General features: G+C 66.7%; 21 protein-coding genes. 10 read left to right on the plus strand and 11 right to left on the minus strand.

The window, feature by feature from the left end:
- Positions 1–70: 70 nt before the first annotated feature.
- Complete coding sequence (locus LMA02_RS18455) at positions 71–469, plus strand: carboxymuconolactone decarboxylase family protein (RefSeq protein WP_166723677.1); 399 nt, start codon at positions 71–73, stop codon at positions 467–469.
- An 83-nt stretch (positions 470–552) separates the two neighbouring features.
- Here LMA02_RS18455 and LMA02_RS18460 read toward each other — a convergent pair whose 3' ends face one another.
- Genes LMA02_RS18460 through LMA02_RS18470 form a run of 3 tightly spaced genes read right to left on the minus strand, consistent with a single transcriptional unit; the run spans position 553 to position 4,032 of the window.
- Complete coding sequence (locus LMA02_RS18460) at positions 553–1,539, minus strand: alpha/beta fold hydrolase (RefSeq protein ID WP_228909186.1); 987 nt, start codon at positions 1,537–1,539, stop codon at positions 553–555.
- 7 nt (positions 1,540–1,546) lie between these two features.
- The gene (locus LMA02_RS18465; protein ID WP_228909188.1) at positions 1,547–3,109 is read right to left on the minus strand and encodes a flavin-containing monooxygenase; all 1,563 of its coding nucleotides are present in this window, start codon (positions 3,107–3,109) and stop codon (positions 1,547–1,549) included.
- Positions 3,106–4,032 carry an SDR family NAD(P)-dependent oxidoreductase gene (locus LMA02_RS18470; RefSeq protein WP_228909190.1) on the minus strand — a complete coding sequence of 309 codons (927 nt, stop codon included), beginning with the start codon at positions 4,030–4,032 and terminating at the stop codon, positions 3,106–3,108. The genes LMA02_RS18465 and LMA02_RS18470 overlap by 4 nt, the downstream gene beginning before the upstream one ends.
- Before the next feature lie 88 nt (positions 4,033–4,120).
- On the opposite strand from LMA02_RS18470, the gene LMA02_RS18475 reads away from it, so the two are divergent.
- Complete coding sequence (locus tag LMA02_RS18475; protein ID WP_228909192.1) at positions 4,121–4,777, plus strand: TetR/AcrR family transcriptional regulator; 657 nt, start codon at positions 4,121–4,123, stop codon at positions 4,775–4,777.
- A 309-nt stretch (positions 4,778–5,086) separates the two neighbouring features.
- Here LMA02_RS18475 and LMA02_RS18480 read toward each other — a convergent pair whose 3' ends face one another.
- Positions 5,087–5,350 carry a fucose-binding lectin protein gene (locus LMA02_RS18480; protein WP_228909193.1) on the minus strand — a complete coding sequence of 88 codons (264 nt, stop codon included), beginning with the start codon at positions 5,348–5,350 and terminating at the stop codon, positions 5,087–5,089.
- A 134-nt stretch (positions 5,351–5,484) separates the two neighbouring features.
- Positions 5,485–6,423 (minus strand): LysR family transcriptional regulator, encoded by a 939-nt coding sequence (locus tag LMA02_RS18485; protein WP_228909195.1) that lies wholly within the window; start codon positions 6,421–6,423, stop codon positions 5,485–5,487.
- Between the two features lie 127 nt (positions 6,424–6,550).
- Between LMA02_RS18485 and LMA02_RS18490 the strand changes: the two genes are divergently transcribed.
- The 6 genes from LMA02_RS18490 to LMA02_RS18515 all read left to right on the plus strand — a co-directional run bounded on the left by LMA02_RS18490 (position 6,551) and on the right by LMA02_RS18515 (position 14,219).
- Positions 6,551–7,195, plus strand: coding sequence for a glutathione S-transferase family protein (locus LMA02_RS18490; protein ID WP_228909197.1), 645 nt, complete (start codon positions 6,551–6,553; stop codon positions 7,193–7,195).
- Positions 7,196–7,234: 39 nt separating this feature from the next.
- A complete protein-coding gene (locus tag LMA02_RS18495; protein ID WP_228909199.1) occupies positions 7,235–9,277 on the plus strand; it encodes a pyridoxamine 5'-phosphate oxidase family protein in 2,043 nt (680 codons plus the stop codon).
- A gap of 122 nt (positions 9,278–9,399) precedes the next feature.
- On the plus strand, positions 9,400–9,603 hold the full coding sequence (locus LMA02_RS18500) for a DUF2970 domain-containing protein (protein ID WP_006750787.1): 204 nt from the start codon (positions 9,400–9,402) through the stop codon (positions 9,601–9,603).
- A gap of 486 nt (positions 9,604–10,089) precedes the next feature.
- Entirely contained in the window at positions 10,090–12,321 is a 2,232-nt protein-coding gene (locus tag LMA02_RS18505; protein ID WP_228909201.1) for a TonB-dependent siderophore receptor, read from the plus strand.
- A 59-nt stretch (positions 12,322–12,380) separates the two neighbouring features.
- Entirely contained in the window at positions 12,381–12,992 is a 612-nt protein-coding gene (gene pnuC / locus LMA02_RS18510; protein ID WP_228909202.1) for a nicotinamide riboside transporter PnuC, read from the plus strand.
- Positions 12,993–13,028: 36 nt separating this feature from the next.
- Positions 13,029–14,219, plus strand: a complete 1,191-nt coding sequence (locus LMA02_RS18515; protein ID WP_228909204.1) for a phosphotransferase enzyme family protein — start codon at positions 13,029–13,031, stop codon at positions 14,217–14,219.
- 172 nt (positions 14,220–14,391) lie between these two features.
- Here the strand turns inward: LMA02_RS18515 and LMA02_RS18520 are convergent, their stop codons facing one another.
- Entirely contained in the window at positions 14,392–14,676 is a 285-nt protein-coding gene (locus LMA02_RS18520; RefSeq protein WP_228909206.1) for a DUF4148 domain-containing protein, read from the minus strand.
- Positions 14,677–15,097: 421 nt separating this feature from the next.
- Between LMA02_RS18520 and LMA02_RS18525 the strand changes: the two genes are divergently transcribed.
- The gene (locus tag LMA02_RS18525) at positions 15,098–15,235 is read left to right on the plus strand and encodes a hypothetical protein (RefSeq protein ID WP_228909207.1); all 138 of its coding nucleotides are present in this window, start codon (positions 15,098–15,100) and stop codon (positions 15,233–15,235) included.
- Positions 15,236–15,533: 298 nt separating this feature from the next.
- On the opposite strand, the gene LMA02_RS18530 is transcribed toward LMA02_RS18525, so the two are convergent.
- The 4 genes from LMA02_RS18530 to LMA02_RS18545 all read right to left on the minus strand — a co-directional run bounded on the left by LMA02_RS18530 (position 15,534) and on the right by LMA02_RS18545 (position 19,011).
- A complete protein-coding gene (locus LMA02_RS18530; protein WP_011660341.1) occupies positions 15,534–15,965 on the minus strand; it encodes a DUF6678 family protein in 432 nt (143 codons plus the stop codon).
- 221 nt (positions 15,966–16,186) lie between these two features.
- Entirely contained in the window at positions 16,187–16,633 is a 447-nt protein-coding gene (locus LMA02_RS18535) for a hypothetical protein (RefSeq protein ID WP_228909211.1), read from the minus strand.
- A gap of 167 nt (positions 16,634–16,800) precedes the next feature.
- Positions 16,801–17,280 (minus strand): hypothetical protein, encoded by a 480-nt coding sequence (locus LMA02_RS18540; protein WP_228909213.1) that lies wholly within the window; start codon positions 17,278–17,280, stop codon positions 16,801–16,803.
- A 435-nt stretch (positions 17,281–17,715) separates the two neighbouring features.
- The gene (locus LMA02_RS18545; RefSeq protein ID WP_228909215.1) at positions 17,716–19,011 is read right to left on the minus strand and encodes an O-acetylhomoserine aminocarboxypropyltransferase/cysteine synthase family protein; all 1,296 of its coding nucleotides are present in this window, start codon (positions 19,009–19,011) and stop codon (positions 17,716–17,718) included.
- Positions 19,012–19,143: 132 nt separating this feature from the next.
- Between LMA02_RS18545 and LMA02_RS18550 the strand changes: the two genes are divergently transcribed.
- A complete protein-coding gene (locus LMA02_RS18550; RefSeq protein ID WP_228909218.1) occupies positions 19,144–19,812 on the plus strand; it encodes an O-methyltransferase in 669 nt (222 codons plus the stop codon).
- 37 nt (positions 19,813–19,849) lie between these two features.
- Here LMA02_RS18550 and LMA02_RS18555 read toward each other — a convergent pair whose 3' ends face one another.
- A complete protein-coding gene (locus LMA02_RS18555) occupies positions 19,850–21,133 on the minus strand; it encodes an XAC2610-related protein (RefSeq protein ID WP_228909219.1) in 1,284 nt (427 codons plus the stop codon).
- Positions 21,134–21,167 lie beyond the last annotated feature (34 nt).

The following is a 21,167-nucleotide window of genomic DNA, read 5'->3' on the forward strand; positions in this document are numbered from 1 at the left end:
CGAACATGACGCGAACCCACCCGGCCGCGGGCGACGCCGAAGCGGCCGCGACTTCAGACAGGACACCGACATGAGCGAACAGGACAGGGAACAGGGCAAGGCACGCCGCACCGAAGTCATGGGCGACGCATTCGTCGAGCGCGCGATGCGCGACCTCGACGGATTTTCGCGTCCGCTGCAGAACTGGCTGAACGAGCACGCGTGGGGCAGCACCTGGCAGCGCGGCGGAATCGACCTGAAGACGCGCAGCCTCTGCACGTGCGCGATGCTGGCGGCGCTCGGCCGCGGCGCGGAGCTGAAGGGTCACGTGCGCGGCGCGCTCAACAACGGCGCGAGTCTCGTCGAGATCCGCGAGGTGCTGCTGCACAGCGCGCTGTACGCGGGCGCGCCGGCCGCGGTCGAAGCGTTCCGCAGCGCACGCGAGGTGATCACGGAACTCGGGCTGTCGCTGCCCGACGACGAAGCGTGACCGACGCGCGGTGCCCGGCATCCGCCCCGCAGCGCCGGGGCGCCGTCATCCTCCGCGCGACCGCCCCGTCAACCCGATGACGCTCAATGCTCGACGTGCGTGCCCTGCGCCGGCACATCGACCGGCGCGGCGGCAACCTCGAGCAGCCAGTCCGCCGTCGCGTCCGGCATCGTGACCGGCAGCATGTGTCCGCCTTCGACGACCGTCAGCCGCACGCGCGCCGACTTGTTCGCCAGCGCCTCGCCGTGCACGCGCCAGTTCAGGATCGGATCGGCGCGGCCGTACAGCACGTCGACCGGCAGCGCGAGGTCCGCGTAGCGCCGCTCCATCGCGGGCAGGTCGACGGGCGCCGACAGCAGGTCCGTCGCCGTCGCGTAGAACACGTGCGGGCGCAGCCCGAGCAAACCGCCGCCCTTTACCGGGAAGTCGCGCGGCACGGCTTCCGGCGCGAACACCTGGTCGACGGCCTTGCGGCCGGTCAGGATCGTCAGCGGGACCGCGAAGGTCCACGACACGAAGCGGCGCACCAGCGGCGACGGCAGCATCAGCGGCTTGAACGGCGCCGGCGGTTCGGTCTGCTCGTGCGTCAGCGGCGCGATCAGCGCGAGCCGGCTCACGCGCTCCGGATGATTGAGGCCGACCGCGAGCGCGATCGCGCCGCCGAGCGAGTGGCCGACGAGCACCGTCCGGTCGAGCTTCAGCGCGTCGAGGAACGCGGCGATCGTGCGGGCCTGCGCGAACACGTTCGCCTGCGAGCTGGCGCCGCGCAGCGAGCGGCCGGCGCCGGGCCGGTCGACGAGGATCACGCGATGGTGCTGCGCGAGCCGCGTGAGCGGCAGGTACGCGAAGTTGCGCCACTGCCCGGCGAGCCCGTGCACGAACACGAGCGGCGGGCCACTGCCGTACTCGACGTAGTGGATGCGGTCGCCGCCGATGTCGACGAAGCGGCCTTCGGGCGGAAACGAGCGTGTCACGCGGCGCGCGATGAAGCCGGAAAACAGCGCGAGCGCGGCGAGCACCACGACGACGCCGAGCAGCACGTTCTGGATCAGATGAAGCGTATGGCTCATGTCGGCCTCAACGGGTTTCGAGTACGGGTTCGGCAACCGGCGCGGCGGCCGGGCCGGCTTTCGCGCGGCGTTCGAACTTCATCGCCGAATCGGCGAGTCCGCTGAACTTCAGCGACGCGAGATCGAGCACGTAGTTCTGGTGGAATTTCCAGGGCTTGCGGTGCCCCTGCCGCGGCAGGATGCCGGCCGCGCGCTGGATGTAGCCCGAGCTCAGGTTCACCGCCGGCACGTCGCCGAGGTCGCCGGCGCCGAGCCGCGGCACGCAGGTGTCGTAGCCGTTCGCACGCATGTGGTTGAGCAGCCGGCACACGTAGCGCGCGATCAGCTCGGCCTTCAGCGTCCACGATGCGTTCGTGTAACCGAACGACGACGCGAGGTTCGGCACGTCGCTGTACATCATTCCTTTATAGGACACGGTCTGCGGCAAGTCGACCGTGCGGCCGTCCACCGTGACGCGCGCGCCGCCGAGCATCTTCACCTTCAGCCCGGTCGCGGTGACGATCACGTCCGCGTCGAGCCGCTGGCCGCTCTTCAGCTTCAGGCCGGTCGGCGTGAAGCGCTCGATCTCGTCGGTGACGATCGAGGCGCGGCCCGCGCGGATCGACTTGAACAGGTCGCCGTTCGGCACGAGGCACACGCGCTGGTCCCACGGCATGTAGCGCGGCGTCAGATGCTTCGCGACGTCGAAGTCGGGGCCGAGCTGCTTGCCGGCCGCGCGGATGATGAACTGCTTCGTCCGCTCGGGCTTGCGGCGCGACACGTTGTACAGGTACATCGTCAGCAGCACGTTCTTCACGCGCACGAGCCGGTGCGCGAGCCGCGACGGCAGCACGCGGCGCAACGCGTTCGCGATCCTGTCGCGCGCGGGCAGCGACACGATGTAGGTCGGCGAGCGCTGCAGCATCGTCACGTGTTTCGCGTCGGTCGCCATCGACGGCACCAGCGTGACGGCCGTCGCGCCGCTGCCGATCACAACCACGCGCCGGTTCGCGTATGACAGGTCCTTCGGCCATTGCTGCGGGTGCACGATGCGGCCTTCGAACGATTCCATGCCGGCCCAGTCGGGCAGGTAGCCGCCGTCGTAGTCGTAGTAGCCACTGCACATGTAGAGGAAGCGGCATGTGTAGACGAGCGTGTCGACCGTCCCGTCCCGCGTGCGCTCGATGTGCACCGTCCAGCGCGCGCGGTTCGAATCCCAGTCCGCCGCGACCACCTTCTGGCCGTAACGAATCGTCTTGTCGATGCCGTACGCGCGTGCCGTGTCGCGGATGTAGTCGAGAATCGTCTGCCCGTCCGAGATCGCCTTGTCGCTGTGCCACGGGCGGAAGCTGTAGCCGAGCGTGAACATGTCGGAATCCGAACGGACGCCGGGATAGCGGAACAGGTCCCAGGTGCCGCCGATCGCATCGCGCGCCTCGACGATCGCGATGCTCGCGTACGGGCAGCGCTTTTTCAGGTGATACGCGGCGCCGATGCCGGACAGGCCGGCGCCGACGATCAGCACGTCGAGGTCGCGGCTGTCGCCGGAGGCGGACGGCGCGTCGCGCCGGTTGGTCGTCGTCGAGCTCATGCCAGGTCCTTGGTCGGTGGGGTCGGGCGTGCGGCCGGGGCGTGGGTGCGTTCCGCCGCGGCGGCGGCCTTCGGACACAGATTGCGTGCGCGTGCGCGCCGCACGTAGCGCAACACCAGCTGCTGGTAGCCGGCGCCGAGCAGGCGCGCGATCCTGTCGAGGCGCCGCGCATCGGCGCCGACCAGCACGCGGCGCGCATTGCGCTCGACGCCGGCGAGAATCTGCCGCGCGGCGTCGTCGGCCGTCGTCGCGTTGATCAGGCGGTTCGCCTGGCGGCGGTGGGTCGCTTCGTCCTGGCCCGTGAGTGCGTGGATGCTGGTATCGACGCGGCTCGCATCGACGATGTTGGTCGCGACGCCGCCCGGATGCACGCAGGTCGCGCTGACCGGCGCGCCGTCGAGTTCGAGCTCCATCCGCAGCGCCTCGGTGAAGCCGCGCACCGCGAACTTGGTCGCGTTGTACGCGCTCTGCGTCGGCATCGCGACGAGCCCGAACAGGCTCGACGTGTTGATCACGTGCCCGTCGCCCGACGCGCGCAGATGCGGCAGGAACGCCTGCGTGCCGTGCACGACGCCCCAGAAGTTGATGCCGACGATCCATTCGAGATCGGCGATGCGCGCGGTCTCGGCGCTCGCGGCCAGCGACACGCCCGCGTTGTTGAAGACCAGATTGACCTTGCCGTGTTGGGCGCGCACGAAATCGGCCCACGCGAACACCGCGTCGCGGTCGGCGACGTCGAGCCGCCGCATGCTCGTGCGCACGCCGTGCTTCCCGCACGCGGCCGCCGTGCCGGCGAGACCGACATCGTTGACGTCGGCGAGCGCGACCTCGCAGCCGCGCCGCGCCAGCTCGACCGCGAGGCTGCGGCCCATGCCGGAACCGGCGCCCGTGATCGCGGCGACCTTGCCGGAAAAACCCTTCATTCGTCGTCCCTCCCGTTCCGCTTGCACTGCGCCGGCGGCGTGCTTATTGTGGTGATGTTCGTCACCACTTTAGTTTTCGGGTGTCCTGATGTCAAATAGCGAAATGGAGAAAGCACTCGAAACGGAAAAACGGGGGCGGGCGTACGGCGGTGTCGCGCCCGAGGTACGGGCCGCCGAGCGGCGCGACGCGCTGATCCGCGCGGCGACGCGCGTGTTCGGCACCGTCGGCTTCCGCAAGGCGACCGTGCGGTCGATCTGCCGGGAAGCGAAGCTCAACGACCGCTATTTCTATGCGGCGTTCGACAGCACGGAGGATCTGCTGCGCTGCACCTACCTGCATCACGCGCAGCAGCTGCACGACGCGGTCGAGCGGGCGGTGGCCGAGCGCGGCGGCGATCTGCGCGAGCGCGTCGACGCGGGGCTCGCCGCATTCTTCAGGTTCCTGCGCGACCCGTGCGCGGCGCGCGTGCTGCTGCTCGAGGTGATGGGCGTGAGCGCGGATACCGACATGACCTACCAGCGGATGCTGATCGACTTCGGCAAGCTGATCATGGCGATCGGCGCGGCGCGCGAAGCCGTGACGCCCGCCGAGCGCACCGAGCAGCGGCTCGTCGGGCTCGCGCTGGTCGGCGCGATGACGAACGTCGGCGCCGCCTGGCTGCTCACCGAGTATCGCGATCCCGAGGCGCAGATGGTGGCGAGTTGCAGGAAAGTGCTGCTGGGCACGTTGCGGGAAGAGGGGTAGCGCCGGGGCCAAGCGCCTGGCGGCGCCCGGAATGAAGGGTCGAAGCCGACTGCGCGCATGGGGTGATTCGATTCGTGTTTCGCCTTGGTGAATGCTTGTGCAATCCGTATCGATAATTATCGGGTGGGGATCGATATTAACAAGGCGCAGAATTTCACGGAATCGTCATTGGCTATATTCATTTTTTGATTTGTCGGTTTGTAAATATCAATAATCGAATTTAAATGAAAATAGCCGGCGCAACGCCAATGAAAATTGACGTCGCGCCGGCACTGCGCGTGAAACGTGTCGCGCTCGCGAAATGCGAGATTACGAGCCCGTGTATGCGCCCCGGGTCCAGCCGTCACCATCCCAGCACCATTCGGTGGTCGCACCCCCGCTGGTCGCGTACACGCGGATGTGCACGGCGCTGCCGGCCAGCCAGCACGTCGCCGACACGTTGTCGCCGGCCTGATTGAACGCACCGGTGTACCAGTTCGAACCGTCGTAGCAGCGCTCGGTGATCTTGTTGCCGTTGGCCGTGTAGACGCGAATCGACGGCGTGCTTCCCCAGGAAATTGCGGCGGTTTGCATGTTCAAACTCCTTGATTGGAATAAGGCGGAGAATTGAAGCGGTTCGGTAAACGCGGTTCGGCGTATTACCGGGAATAAGGTTAGGTGAAAATCTCTAAAATCAATATGGGATTTTTTGTGAATAAATGGCGCGATTAATTCGGCGCGAGAAAATCCGCGGCCGCCGGCGCGGTTTCCGCGATCCGCGCCTTCATCGCGTCGATGAACGCGCGCACCTTTTGCGACGGCAACCGCGTCGACGGATACACCGCATGAATCCCCGCCCGCGCCGAGCGCCAGGCGGGCAGCAGCCGGACGAGCCGGCCGGCCGCGATGTCCTCCGCGATCGAGAAATCCGTCAGGAACCCGAAGCCGCCGCCCGCGAGCGCGATCGCGCGGCAGGCCGTCGCGGTGTTCGACACGACCGGCGCGGTGCAGCGCACCGACGCGTGGCCGCCGCTCGTATCGTCGAGTTCGAGCGTATGCGGGCGTGACGGCGTCGACAGCATCACGAACGGCAGCGCGGCGAGCGCGTCCGGATCGCGCGGCAGGCCATGCCGTGCGACGAACGCGGGGCTCGCCACCACCCATTTCTCGTATTGACCGAGCTGCACCGCGCGATAGTTCGAATCCGCGAGGCGGCCGAGGCGGATCGCGACGTCGAGGTTGTCCGCGACCAGATCGACGACGCGGTCGTTCGCGATCTGTTCGACGTCGAGCCCCGGATGCGCATCGCGCAGCGCGACGATCGCCGGCGCGACGACCAGCGCGCCGTAGTCGATCGGCACGCTCACGCGCAGCGTACCGCGCAACGGTCCCGCGTCGGACGACACCGCGTCGAGCGCGCTTTCGGTCGCGCGCACGATGTCGCGGCACGCGTCGTAGAACGCGCGCCCCGCATCGGTCACGCTCAGCCGCCGCGTGGTGCGGACCAGCAGGTTCGCGCCGACTTCGGATTCGAGGCGCTGCATGTGCGTGCTGACGACCGTCTTCGCGAGGCCGAGCCGCTCGGCTGCGGCCGTCAGCGAGCCGGCATCGACCACCGCGACGAAGATCGCCAGCCGGTTCAAGTTCACGTCGCGCAGATCGGCCATCGTTGATTGTCCTATGGGAAGGGATAATGTTTCAGCGATTATCCGCCTTCTGGATGTGAACGGCGAGCGCTACGCTGCGGGCTGGTCGTCGCCGATTCCCGGCGGCGCGAGATCCAGGAGCCTTTCCATGCCAGCCGCCAGCAAGCCCGCCCGTCCGGTTCGTGTCTATTCGTTCCCGCTGTCCGGGCATGCGCACCGCATCCGGCTGTTCCTGTCGCTGCTCGGGCTGCCGTCCGACATCGTCGACGTCGACCTCGCGGCCGGCGCGCAGCGCGAACCCGCGTTCCTCGCACTCAATCCGCTCGGCCAGGTGCCGGTGATGGACGACGACGGCACCGTGCTCGCCGATTCGAACGCGATCCTCGTCTATCTCGCGAAGCGCTACGGCGACGCGCACTGGCTGCCCAACGATGCGGCAGGCGCGGCGACCGTGCAGCGCTGGCTGTCGTATGCGGCCGGGCCGATCGCATCGGGGCCGGCGGCCGCGCGGCTCGTCACCGTGTTCAACGCGCCGCTCGATCACGACGCGGCCAAGCGCACCGCCGCGAAGATACTCGCCGTGATCGACGGCGAGCTCGCCGGCAAGCCGTTCGCCGCGGGCGCGCAGCCGACGATCGCCGACATCGCCGCCTACACGTACATCGCGCACGCACCGGAAGGCGGCGTGTCGCTCGAACCGTATCCGCACGTGCGGGCGTGGCTCGCGCGCGTCGAGGCGCTGCCGGGCTTCGTCGGCATGCCGACGACCCGTGCCGGCCTGCTCGCCGCCTGACGCGAAGCGCCACGACACGTCTTTACCGGGAGAAACGCGATGACCGCGCCGACCGCCGCCGTACCGGGCTGGGAACTTGACGTTGCGCCTTTTCATGCGGGCGAGCTCGCCGTGCAGCAGCGCGCGGGCGTGACGGAGGCTGCGGGGGCGGCCGGCCGGCGCGGGATCCGGCGCTTCATGCCGGAGCAGCACCGGGCGTTTTTTGCGCAGCTGCCGTTCTTCGTGCTCGGCGGGGTCGACGCGCACGGCCAGCCGTGGGCGGCGCTGCGGGTCGGGATGCCCGGCTTCGTGACGGCGCCGGACGCGCGCACGCTGCACATCGACGGCGATGCGCTGCCCGGCGATCCGCTGGCCGGTGCGTGGCAGCCGGGTGTGCCGCTCGGCGGGCTTGGCATCGAGTTCGACACGCGCCGGCGCAATCGCGTGAACGGCGTCGTGCGTGCGGTCGACGGCGGTGCGCTGACGATCGCGGTCGAGCAGAGCTTCGGCAACTGCGCGAAGTACATCCAGGGTCGCAAACCCACGTTCGCGGCGCGTGAAGGCGATGCGTCCGGCGAGGCCGACGTGTCGGACCGCTTGAGCGACGCGGATCGCGCGCTGCTCGCGCAGGCCGATACGTTCTTCGTCGCGAGTGCGAACACGTCGGCCGATGCGGGCGCCGCGCGCGGCGCGGACGTGTCGCATCGCGGCGGCATGCCGGGCTTCGTGCGCGTCGACGACGCGTGCACGCTGACGACGCCGGATTTCAGCGGCAACCGCTTCTTCAACACGCTCGGCAACCTGCAGCACGATCCGCGCGCGGGGCTGCTGTTCATCGATTTCGACAGCGGCGACGTGCTGTATGTCGCCGCGCGGGCGGAGATCGTGTGGGACGGGCCGCTCGTCGCGTCGTTCGACGGCGCGCAGCGGGTCGTGCGGTTTCATGTGCGCGAAGTGCGGCGCACGCGGGGCGTGTTGCCGTTCCGGTGGTCGGCGCCCGAGCGGGCGCCGCAGTTTGCGGCGATGGCTGAGGGTTCGGCGATCGCGGGTGCGCAGGCGGCATCCGCATCGCCCTCCAGCTGGCGCCCGCTGCGCATCGCGAAGATCGTCGACGAAGCGCGCGCGATTCGCTCGTTTCATTTCGAACCGGCGGACGGTGGCGCGCTGCCGGCCCATGAAGCCGGGCAGCATCTGACGCTGCGCATCGCGCTGCCGGACAGCGAGGCGCCGACGATCCGCAGCTATACGCTCTCCGATGCACCCGACGCATCGCATTACCGGATCACCGTGAAGCGCGAAGGACGCATGTCGGCATGGCTGCACGACCACGCGCATGCCGGGATGACGCTCGATGCGCAGATGCCGCGCGGCCGCTTCACGTTCGACGTCGCGAGCCCGCGTCCGGCGGTGCTGGTGTCCGCCGGCATCGGCATCACGCCGATGTTCGCGATGCTGCGACGCGCGCTGGCGGACGACACGCCGTCGCGCCGCGTCGTGTTCGTGCACGGCGCGCGCGATACGGCCGACCGGCCGTTCGCGGCGGAGCTGACGCGCATCGCGGACGCCGACGCACGCGTGTCGCTGCACTGGTTCGACAGCCGGCCGCAGCGCGACGGCGCGGCGCGGCCGGGCCGCATCGACGTCGCGCAACTGAAGCGCATCCTGCCGTTCGACGACTACGATTTCTACCTGTGCGGGCCGTCCGCGTTCATGCGCGATTTGTACGATGGATTGCGTGCGCTGAACGTGCCGGACGAGCGTATCCGCTTCGAGGCGTTCGGGCCGTCGAGTGTCGTGCGCAGTGCGACCCGCGCGGCGGGAGCGCCGTCGATGGCGAGCGTGCCCGTCGTGTTCCGCCGTTCCGCGCGCGACGCCGCCTGGACGCCTGCCGATGGCACGCTGCTCGAATTCGCGGAAGGTCAGGGCGTGGCGGTGCCGTCCGAATGCCGGTCGGGTTCATGCGGCACGTGTGCGACGCGCGTGCTGTCCGGGGCGGTCGATTACGTGCAGTCGCACGATGCGCCGGTCGAGCCCGGCTGCGCGCTGCTGTGCGTCGCTCAGCCTGCCGAAGGGGCCACGGAGCCGCTGGTGCTCGACCGCTGACGTGCGTGCGGCATGCGGTCGCACAGCGCGTGCTGCGCAAAAAACGCTCGCAACTGCTTCTTTTTCAGGAGGCCTGTCGGATCGACGATAGCGTCAACCGATAGAGGAAAAGGAGCAACATCATGAAACTGTTCAGCATGATCCGGCTGGTTCTGTGGAGTTTCTTCGGCGTACGCAACAGCAAGGCGCACGCGTCCGATCTCGCGAACGTCAACTTCACGCTGCTGCCGTTCGTCGCGATCGTGCTCGCGGTGCTGGTCGGCGCGGTGATCTACGGCGTCGTCCATCTGGTCGTCGATCCGACGGTGACGATGCAGGGGTTCTGAGCGCTCGCCGAATCACGCGGGCCGCCGTGCCCGCGTTCCCGCCTGTCGCCGCCCACTTCGGCCGATTCTCCGGCCGTCAGCCCCGCCCGGGGTAAAATGCGCGCCACGCCGCGATGTCGCGTGCGACGGGCATTCCGCCGTTCCGACGAACGGCGCACGCAAATGCCCGGCGCACGCACCGGGGCGTTCGAAGCGTCCCCTGCATGACAACACCGCGCGACGCAGCCGGCCGCCCGACACGCACCCGATCCCCGGATCGGCGTCCGCGTCGGCGCCTGGCGCGTCACCGGCATCCGATGTCCCATCCTGCGCATTCCCGATCGATCGGCACGCAAGCGGCCGAATCGTGAGATTCGTCAGATTCGTCCGATGAATGTCGTGCCCGGCGACTCGCCGGGACCGTCGCGGGGTCATGCGCGAGGCTGCGCTTCGCGGCGGCATAACGTGTTTCGACAGGGTCGAGTGGCGAGTTTTCCATCCAGAACAATGACGGTGAATAGAACAACAGCGTCGCCCGCACGGCGGCGGCGCGCGAAGGTCGGCGTGGGCGTCGGTCTCGGCATCACGCTTTTCGCGGCGCAGGCCGCCGCGGCACAGGGCGACGCGCCGGCTCCCGAAGCCGATGCGGCCGCCAGCGCGACGCTGCCGGCGATCGCGGTCAGCGGCGAGCGCGGCGGCGCGTTTCGCGCGCGCGAAGCGTCGGTCGCGGGGCTCGACGACGCGCCGCTGCGTGACACGCCGGCCTCCGTCAGCGTCGTCACGCGCGCGCAGCTCGACGACCAGCAGGCAAAGCGCCTGAGCGACGTGGTGCGCAACGATGCGTCGGTCGTCAACGACTACGCGCCCGTCGGCTACTTCGAAGGCTTCGCGATTCGCGGTTTCCCGGTGGATCTCGCGAGCGCGATCCGGATCGACGGGCTGACGGTGTCCGGCGAGCAGAACGTGCCGCTCGAGAACAAGGAGCGCGTCGAGATCCTGAAGGGGCTGGCCGGCATCGACAGCGGCGTGGTCGCGCCGGGCGGCGTGATCAACTTCGTGACGAAGCGCTCGGCGAACGTCGCGAGCGTGACGACCGGCGTCGACAGCCGCGGCTCGACCTCGGCGGCCGTCGATCTCGGCCGCCGCTTCGGCCCCGACCATCAGTTCGGCTTCCGGATCAATGCCGCGAAGGAGAACATGCACTCGTACATCGACGGCACGAACGGACGGCGCACGTTCGGCTCGATCGCCGCCGACTGGGACATCAGCCCGCGCGCGAGCCTGCAGCTCAACGCGGAATTCCAGCAGTGGATCCAGCGTTCCGCACCCGGTTACCAGTTGCTCGGCGGCACCGTCGTGCCGTCCGTCAACACGACGTCGAAGGCGCTCGGCACGCAGCCGTGGGCGAAGCCGGTGACGACCGAGGCGCTGAACCTGAACGCGCGCTTCGACTACCGGTTCAACGACGACTGGAATGCCTACATCGCCGCGGGCCGCAGCCGCACGATGATCGACGACAACAGCGCGTTCGCGTACGGCTGCTATTACGCGCCGAGCTGCGCGGCCGGCGCGACGTCGCCGTTCTTCTTCGGTGCGAACGGCGACTACGACGTGTACGACTTCCGCAGCCCCGGCGAATACCGCCGCAACGACGACCTGCGCGCGGTGACGACGGGCAAGTTCGCGACGGGCCCGCTGCGCCACGAGCTGACGCTCGGCGTGAGCGTGCAGCGCCGCGTCGTGCACATGGCGAACGCCGTGTACGACTACGTCGGCAGCGAGAACATCTACGGGCCCGACGTCGCGTTCGCGCCGTCGCCGAACACGGCCGGGCCGTCGTATCCGCAGCTCGATTCGTGGCAGTACGGCGTGTTCGGGCTCGACCGCATCAGCATCGGCGAGCATTGGCAGGTGCTCGCGGGCGGCAAGGAAGTGCTGCTGCGCCAGCGCAGCTGGGACAGCCTCGACGGCGACGCGACGCACACCGACCGTTCGGTGTTCCTGCCGCAGGTCGCGCTCGTCTACAAGCCGGTGAACGTGCTGTCGCTGTACGCGTCGTACAGCAAGGCGTTGTCGCTCGGCGACCAGGCACCGGTGCGCGCGACCAACGCGTATGCGTTCCTGCCGCCGGTCGAATCGCACCAGTTCGAGCTCGGCGCGAAATACGACTGGCTCGACCGGCTCAGCCTGACGGCCGCCGTGTTCTCGATCAGCAAGCCGTTCCAGTTCGCCGATCCCGATGCGTCCGGCACGAGCTACACCTTCGTGCAGCGCGGCACGCAGCGCCACCAGGGGATCGAGCTCGGCGCGGCCGGGCGGCTCACCGAGCGGCTGTCGCTGACGGCCAGCGTCGCGGCGATTCGTGCGCGCGCGTACGATTCGGGTTCGCCGGCGTACGAAGGGCACCAGATCATCAACGTGCCGGCGCTGCGCGCGTCGCTGTACGCCGATTACGCGGTGCCGGGCGTCGCGGGCCTGAACATGCTGGGCGGCGTCGAGTACAGCGGGGGCCGCAACGCGAACGAAGAGGGCACCGCGCGCGTGCCGTCGTGGTTCGTGTTCAATCTCGGCGCGCGCTATACGACGAAGATCGGCGGCCATCGCACGGTGCTGCGCGTATCGGTGGACAACCTGTTCAACAAGTTCTACTGGCGCGACGCGGGCGAGCAGCAGGGCGACGCGTACCTGTTCCCGGGCGCGCCGCGCACCGCGCGCGTGTCGCTGACCTATGATTTCTGATCGACCGGATCCGGCTGCGTGACACGCGGCCCCGGCAGCTAACCAGGAGAGCACGGACGATGTCCCCACTCGAAATCGCCGGCGTGATCGTCAGCGCGCTCGCGATCTGGCTGACCGCGAAGCGGCGCATGCTGTGCTGGCCGGTCGGGCTCGCGTCGGTCGCGCTGTACGGCTGGATCTTCTTCGATGCGAAGCTGTATTCCGACATGCTGCTGCAGGGCGCGTTCGCCGTGCTGCAGGTGTACGGCTGGCGCCGCTGGATCGCGCAGCGTACGCTGGAGGCGAACGGCGGCGCGGCGCCGGCAGGCGACGTCGCGCCCGTCGCCGGCGTGCGGCCACGGCAGATGCTGCCCGACCTGATGGCGGCCGTCGTCGGCAGCGCGCTGCTCGGCGGGATGATGGCGCGCTGGACCGACGCGGCGCTGCCGTTCGTCGATGCGTCGCTGACCGCGTTCAGCCTCGTCGCGCAATACTGGACCGCGCGGCGCTACATCGCGTCGTGGGGGCTGTGGATCGTCGTGAACGTCGTGTACGTCGGGATGTTCGTGTTCAAGGAACTGTATCTGACGGCCGGACTCTACGCGCTGTTCATCGCGCTCGCCGTCATCGGCTGGCGCGACTGGAGCCGCACGGCCGACGCGCTGCGCGCGAGCGCGAACCCGGCGGGCTGATTCGCAGGCCGATTCAACTACGGAGCTACGTCGTTCATGTCATTTCCACTCGAGCCGGACGGGCCGCTATCGCCGGACGTCGCACCGCCGCAGTTCGGTGTCGACGGCGAGCAGGCCGAACGCGACTGGCCGCTGATGACGCACGACGAGGTTGCGGCGCTGCTCGCGCGCATCGACGGCGCCGGCGAACCGGCGCGGCTGACCTGGCACAGTCCGCGGCAGTTCGCGGCGGCCACGCTGGTGCGGATGACGGACGGGCGCGCACTGTTCGTCAAGCGTCATCACGTGAGCCTGCGCGACGTCGCGGGGCTCGAGGAAGAGCATCGTTTCATTGCGCATCTGCGCGCGCGCGGGATGCCGGTGGTGGACGTGCTGGCCGATCGCAACGGCGCGACGGCCTTTGCGTGCGGCGACTGGACGTACGAGGTGCATGTGGTCGCGCCCGGCGTCGACGCGTATCGCGGCGTGATGTCGTGGCAGCCGTTCACGCATTCCTCGCACGCTTACGCGGCCGGCCGCGCGCTGGCCGAGCTGCATCGCGCGTCGGCCGGTTACGACGCGCCGGTGCGGCCCGTGCGCACGCTGCTGTCGAGTTTCCGCGTGCTGTTGTCCAGCGATCTGGCGGGCGCGCTCGAACGCTGGGTCGACGCGCAGCCGCTGCTGGTGCGCGCGCTCGGCACGCGCGACTGGCGCGGCGATGTCGCGGATGCGATCGGCCCGTATCACGCGCGCCTCGTGCCGCTGCTGCCCGCGCTGCCGCCGCTGTGGACGCACGGCGACTGGCATGCGTCGAACCTGCTGTGGACCGGCGCCGGCCCCGGCGCGCAGGTGCGCACCGTGCTCGACTTCGGCCTGTCCGATCGCACCTGCGCGGTGATGGACGTCGCGCTTGCGATCGAGCGCAACACGGTCGACTGGATGGCGCCACCCGATGCGCGTCGCATCGAATACGCGCACATCGATGCGCTGCTCGACGGCTACGAATCGCTCGAACCGTTGAGCGACGACGCGTATGCGGCGCTGGTCGCGATGCTGCCGATCGTGCATACGGAGTTCGCGCTGTCGGAGGTCGCGTATTTCGGGTGCATCATCGACGCCCCGGCGATCGTCGATGTCGCGTACGACGGTTATCTGATCGGACACGCGCGCTGGTTCGGTGAACGCGACGGGCGGCAATTGCTCGACTGGCTGGTGCAACGCCGGCGTGCGAAGCGGGGCAGCGTGTAACGCGCGTGCCGGACCTCTCCAGGGCACGCGTGTCGACTGCCCGAACTTCATCTTCCTGCCGTGCGGCGGTCGCGTCGCACCTTCACTGAACCTGCCTGACCGCCGGCGCGGGACGCTGTTTTCGCAGGACGCTGCCCGGGATCGCCGCACCAGCGCACGTACCTGACCGGCATCAGCGGGTCGCGAGGCTGTCGTGATTGTCGGCCTGCGGCGTCTTCTCGCCGGCATGCATCGAAATCACGTGGAGTTCCTTGTTGCGCGCGATCATCTCGCTGGTCGGCGGGTACTGCGTCTTGCTCGTCGGCACCACACCGTCGTGTTGCGCCTGCTTCAGTTCGTTGATGACTTCCGTGCGGGTCTTGCCCTGCGTTTGCGTTTGTGCGAACGCGGCTTGCGTGGTGATGCCGAGCGACAGCATGGCGGTGACGAACAGGGCCGTGAGTCTTGTCGTTTTCATGGAGCTCTCCTTGATGAGGCCGCCGGGTGGCGATCCATGCATTCAGTATGCGAAAGCAGCCGGGCGTGACCGTGATCGGAAGATGAAAAGTGCGTCAGATTGCGCGATGGCGCGTGTGACGCAATCGTCATGTTCGGGTCATGCATGCGACGGGAGCAAAGCGGAACATGCAGTCAACCAGCGGTGGACATGTCGGGCGCATTGCCACCGATAGGCGATCCGGCCGCTGGCATGCGCATCGTTCGCCGCGAGAGTCTCGACAGCGGACGAGCCTGTCACGACGCTTCCATTCGTTCGCCAAATGAATCGCCTGTCTGTCCGCTCGTCGCGCCTCGTCATGCTGGTCATCCCGCTTCTCGTCTCGCTTCTCGCAGGCTGCGCATCCGTGCGCCCAGGCACCGGGCCGGCCGCATCGACCGGCGTGGCAAAAGCAAAGCCCGTTGCCGCCGAGTTGATGCCGGGCGAGCAGATCGACTACTCGGGGCATCGCTGCGGCAATCCGAACCTGTACGTGAAGACGCATCCGTGCCTGTTTCCGCAGCGCGACGTCGCGCGCTGAATAGCGTGGCCTCGGCCTCGTGAAAGACCATGCAAAAAAGTTCTTCGTGGATTTCCGTAGACGTTGCTTGCCGACCCGGAGCGGCCCGTCGGATTTGTCGGTAGCGGCCACTCGCCACGGTTTCGGGATGTGGTGTGGTATCCGTAGGGACACGACCACCTGCGCCCATCGGGACAAAATCCTCAAGTCCCCAGGCACAGTCTTGCCCGAGAAAGTTTCGCCAAGTCGGGGGAGTAAGCTGAGCCACCGAAAACTCCCGCACACCGATCTGCCTCGATTCCGACTGGCGCCGTGTTGGTCAGAGCGATGCGTCTGGCGGAAAATCTTCATAAGACTTCGGGGCATAGCCCCAGACTCTGGCGACGCCGCCTCTCGCCTCAAATTCGAAACCTATTTCCGCGAGCTTACTCAAAACAAGCGCTGAGTGATCGATGGGCTCGTGCCTGACCGAAGCCGGCTCATGCAATCCGATATCAATCCACTCAACTCCCACGAATGGAAACGGCAGGTGGTAGAACCACTCGACATCCCATCTCGATACATGGCCATTGACCCACTTTGAACGGTAGGAAGGTCGCCATCCGTCCAGACCGCGCATGAAAGAAATCAGCTCGTTCCACTTTGTGTCATTGCTCAGCGCCCCTGCAAACTTGTTGCGCACCTGGGATAGAATTTTTGCCTTGTTGATGCCACGTGGCACGGCATCAGCCATAGGAAGCTCTGATTGCATTTACTCACCTGTGTCAATCGCCCGGGATGCGATACGCTTTCTCACGATTATCGACTACCGAAGCACTGGGTCGAGTGGCCGAAACTTGCCGGCAGGTGGCCCAAAGCGGAGGCCGTAGCCGGCCTGCTTGCCGCCCGATGTAGTCGGGCGCCTGCCGACCCGAAGCGGTCTTCCGGGGAACCCGATAGCGGACGTACGTCGGTAACAATTGCGACTCTCGCTCAATCTGAACTTGCACCGATGAAAATCGTGGCATTCGAAGCACTTCGGAATATAAAGGAAAAGTCCCAAAAGACTGGATAGAACGGATGCCCTGCCTTAAGTGCGAACGCTTCGACACTTGTTGCCTTCGCCATCAAAAGACGCAATTCCAACAAAAGCTCGCCCAGCATTCCCGCTAGAACCTCCGATTCGAGAGCTTCTTTTGACGGTCCTGCCGAATTGTCGCCGGCATAGAGAAGACTGAATTTTACTGTATCGACGACCGACTCAACACCTACCTCCACGACATCAACTACGATTGCTCCTTCACCAAGCGCAGTCGAGATTAACTCGGCAGATTGATGAAGATTGGCGGCCGCAACCGTGTACGCCTTAAGAAACACACAGTAATTCAAACCACCGCCCCAAAGCTCTTCTGAAATTTTGTCCAATAGTACCTGATTCATAGGCGTCCCGTAGCGACACGATTACCGTCGACAAACTCTAGTCCCGGTTAAAAAATATCGAATGTCGTGTGGCGTATCGGCGATGATGACGCGCCAGCCTTCCGTCCTTACATGGCTCGACCGGAGCGGCCTCTCGATTCACTTGAAAGCGGTCGTTGGGTGTGGCGTTAGTCGAAATCGATTCTAAAAGCACACTCGTCTTCGTACTGCTGTTTGAGATCGATCAGAACTGAATTCAAGAGTGCGGTCGCCAACGCAAATTTCAGTTCCGGGGCGACGCCGTCAAGATGAAAGGAAAAGCTCCACCCCGATGACGTATCAACCCAAGACATGAATAGATCATCGCAGCCGGTTTTCCAAAACTGAACGTTCTTAATCGTTCCCGTAGATGCTTCATCGCTGATCTTGTCGAGGGGAATCGGGATCTGTTCGCCCTCGTCGCTCCAGTGCGTAATTTGTCTGCTTTCGGGATTGAGAAGCAGAAATCCTAGAGGCTGAAGCATCGCCTCGATAAAGCGAAAAGCGTCCGGAAACGGCCTCTTCAGCAATACTGTCAATATGGGCTTCGCCATGGTGATAGCTAAATAAAACGTTGGTCGATCGCAGCCTAGTTGCAAGGGGGGACTGCTTTGCGCAGCGTCCATCATAGTTGATTGTTGACGCCTCTAATGAAGGTATCGAGCGCCCTTTCTTGGCCGAACGCCGACGTTCCTCCCCAGCGTTCCTCCGTAATCCGCGATGAACCAAAAAGAAGCCCGGCACTTCACGTGTCCGGGCCTAACGCGTGTTCGTGCCGTGCGGCAGCGAATCGCTTGCGTGGGTGTAACGGGCATTGCCCGTCACGTTGTCGATCGTATCGAAGCGACCCATCGCGAAGCTGATCGGAACATGAAATTTTTGTCATGCAGGGGCGAATGCGTCGCGGTGCGACTCGCGCGATTCGTCTTCGACCGGTGACGCAACCGTCGTCGCACAATCATGCTCTCACGGGCGCGCGCCATGCGGCAGCGGTTCGGGCTCGAACACCTTGAAGCCGCTGCGCGTTCAAGACAAAGCGGGCGTGTCCGCACGCCCGCGTCGGGTCACACCTGCGCGAGCGCCTGGTCGAGGTCGGCGAGCAGGTCGTCGATATGCTCGATGCCGATCGACAGACGCACGGTTTCCTCCTTCACGCCGGCCTTCGCGAGTTCGGCGGGCGATAGCTGGCGGTGCGTCGTCGAGGCCGGGTGCGTTGCGAGCGACTTCGTGTCGCCGATGTTGACGAGCCGCGTGAACAGCTTCAGCGCGTCCTGGAACTTCGCGCCGCCGTCACGGCCGCCCTTCACGCCGAAGGTCAGGATGCCGGGCGCGCGGCCCGACAGGTAGCGCGCGACGAGCGGATGGTCGGGGTGATCGGGCAGTCCCGCGTAGTTCACCCATTCGACGTGTTCATGGCTTGCGAGATGCTGCGCGATCTTCAGCGCGTTGTCGCTGATGCGCTCGACGCGCAGCGCGAGCGTCTCGATGCCCTGCAGGATCTGGAACGCGTTGAACGGCGAGATCGCCGCGCCCATGTTGCGCAGCGGCACGACGCGCGCGCGGCCGATATAGGCAGCCGGCCCGAACGCTTCCGTATAGACGACGCCGTGATAGCTGACGTCGGGCTCGTTGAGCCGCTTGAAGCGGTCCGCATGCTGCGTCCACGGGAACTTGCCCGAATCGACGATCGCGCCGCCAAGGCTCGTGCCGTGGCCGCCGAGATACTTCGTCAGCGAGTGCACGACGATGTCCGCGCCATGTTCGAACGGGCGCAGCAGGTACGGCGACGGCACCGTGTTGTCGACGATCAGCGGGATCCCGTGGCGATGTGCGATGTCGGCGAGCGCGGCGATGTCGGTCACGTTGCCCAGCGGGTTGCCGACCGATTCCGCGAAGATCGCCTTCGTGCGCGCGTCGATCAGCGGCTCGAACGATGCGGGGTCGCGCGGATCGGCGAAGCGCGTCGTGATCCCGTATTGCGGCAGCGTATGCGCGAACAGGTTGTAGGTGCCGCCGTACAGCGAACTGGCGGACACGATGTTGTCGCCGGCTTCCGCGATCGTCTGGATCGCGTACGTGACGGCCGCCTGGCCCGACGCGAGCGCGAGTGCGCCGATGCCGCCCTCGAGCGCGGCGATCCGCTGCTCGAGCACGTCCGTCGTCGGGTTCATGATGCGCGTGTAGATGTTGCCCTGGACCTTCAGGTCGAACAGGTCCGCGCCGTGCTGCGTGTCGTCGAATGCGTACGCAACGGTCTGGTAGATCGGCACCGCGACCGCGCGCGTGGTCGGGTCGGGGCGATAGCCGCCGTGCACGGCGATGGTTTCGAGGCGCCAGTTCGAAGAGGCCTGATCGGTCATGGGTGCTCCATCTGTTGTTGTGGTGGTCGAGCGATTATAGGAGGACGTGCGCGGCTACCCTTAGAACGAATGGTTTGTTGCTTATGGCGACGCGGTGCATAAAATGCCTTTTCCGCAAACAAGGGGTGCGCGATGAATCAGGACCGTTGGAACCAGGTGGATGCGTATTTTTCCGCGACGCTCGTGCCGTCCGACGACGTGCTCGACGCCGCGCTCGCGGCGAGCGACGCGGCCGGGCTGCCCGCGATCAACGTCGCGCCGAACCAGGGCAAGCTGCTGCAACTGCTCGCGACGATCCGCGGCGCGCGCCGGATTCTCGAGATCGGCACGCTCGGCGGCTACAGCACGATCTGGCTCGCGCGCGCGTTGCCGCCGGGCGGCACGCTCGTGACGCTCGAACTGAACCCCGAGCATGCGAAGGTTGCGACGCGGAACATCGCGCGTGCCGGGTTCGCGGAAGTCGTGACGGTGGTGGTCGGCAGCGCGAAGGACAGCCTCGCGCGGCTCGTCGATGCGGGTGAAGCGCCGTTCGATTTCATCTTCATCGATGCCGACAAGGACAGCAACCCGGTCTATCTCGACGCGGCGCTGAAGCTGTCGCGGCCCGGCACGGTGATCGTCGTCGACAACGTCGTGCGCGGCGGGCGCGTGGCCGATCCGGACAATCGCGAGCCCGACGTGGTCGGCGTGCGCGACGGGTTCGCGCGTCTCGTGGCCGACCCGAACCTCACGACGACGGCCGTGCAGACGGTCGGGCAGAAGGGGTGGGACGGGTTCTCGATCTCGATCGTCGGCGGGTGATGTGGTGCTGCGTGACGTCGCAAGGGCATGCACTCCGCTAGCCCTTGGCCGGATCCGTATCGCTGCACTGGTCGGGATCGTCGCGCAGCAGGATCCGGCGGATCGTGCCGTGATCGTAGAACGGCACTTCCGGGCAGAACTTCCGGCCCGCCCGCGTTTGCGCCGGCTTCCATTTGACAGCTTCCGTGCGGACGCGCGTCGGTGCGTGACCGGCAGGAGCCGCCTTCCAGATATCGATGTACGTGCGCGCGAGGAACGGTGAATCGTCAGCTTCGCAGTCCTTCGGAGCGGGCAGAGTGGAGCGCAGGATGCCGGAAGCGGTTCGCTCGATGCGTTGCGGGAATGCGATGAAGCCGTCTCCGTAGTCGGGCACCATATAGCAATAGCGACGCGTGTTCCCATCGAGCACAGGCAGCAGATAGCTGGTGGCCGAGTCGATTTCCTTCACATCGTTGCCCTGCCAGCGGTAGGTCGTCACGCCGTGCTCGGCGGCACTCGCGCGCCAACTCGCCCAGATGATCCGGTGTACGGGATCGAACGACGGTGAGGTGATCGCCTGCAGTTTAGGCGGTGCATCGACGAAGCGCCGCGTCTTCGGGTTGAAAATCCACGTCTGGTACGGAATGTTCGGGCCGGCGCCCATCGACTGCGCGAGCATCAGGTCGGGCCAGCCGTCGAAGTTCACGTCGTCGGATTCGGGCGTGAAAATGCCGCAGGTGCCTTGTGAATCGGTCTCGAGCGTTTGCACGAGGCGAGCGTGATCGTAGAGCCGAATCGCCGTGACGTGCGGGGTGTCGTCGCACGACCCATCGCCCGGCAGTGCATTGGCGACGAGGCGGACGTCATAAGGGAATCGCTTGCCATCGTGCTTTCTGGCGAGCGACACGGGAAGCGTGCGTTTGCCGTCCGGCGAGGTCCACGTGCCCGATGCCGTCTCGACGAAGCGGTCCATCTTCCACGTACCCGTGACGCGATCGGGATCTGATACGGCGCCGATGTCGCGCTCCGACAGCGACGCTCCCTGCGGGCCGAACGATCCCTTCAGCGACAGGCGATAGCGTGTGTCCGCCGCGCACGGCGCATAGCAGTACGTGCCTGTCAGCGTGTCGGCCACACGCGACAGTGCAACCTCGATATGCCGGTTGCCGAGCGTGCCGGCCCACGCATCGGACCACACCGGGAATTCGACCGTGGACTCGGCGCGCGCAGCCGTCGATGCGGTCGCGGCGCTTGCGGGCGGGCACGCCAACAGGATGGAGACGGACGCGAGCAAAATCGCGTCGACGCGTCGACGCACCGGCGCGAGGGAGGACGGTTGCATGGCTCGAAGCCTCGGGATTGTTGTTGATTGCCGG

The organism is Burkholderia sp. B21-005 (genome assembly GCF_020843965.1).
GTDB lineage: Bacteria > Pseudomonadota > Gammaproteobacteria > Burkholderiales > Burkholderiaceae > Burkholderia > Burkholderia ambifaria.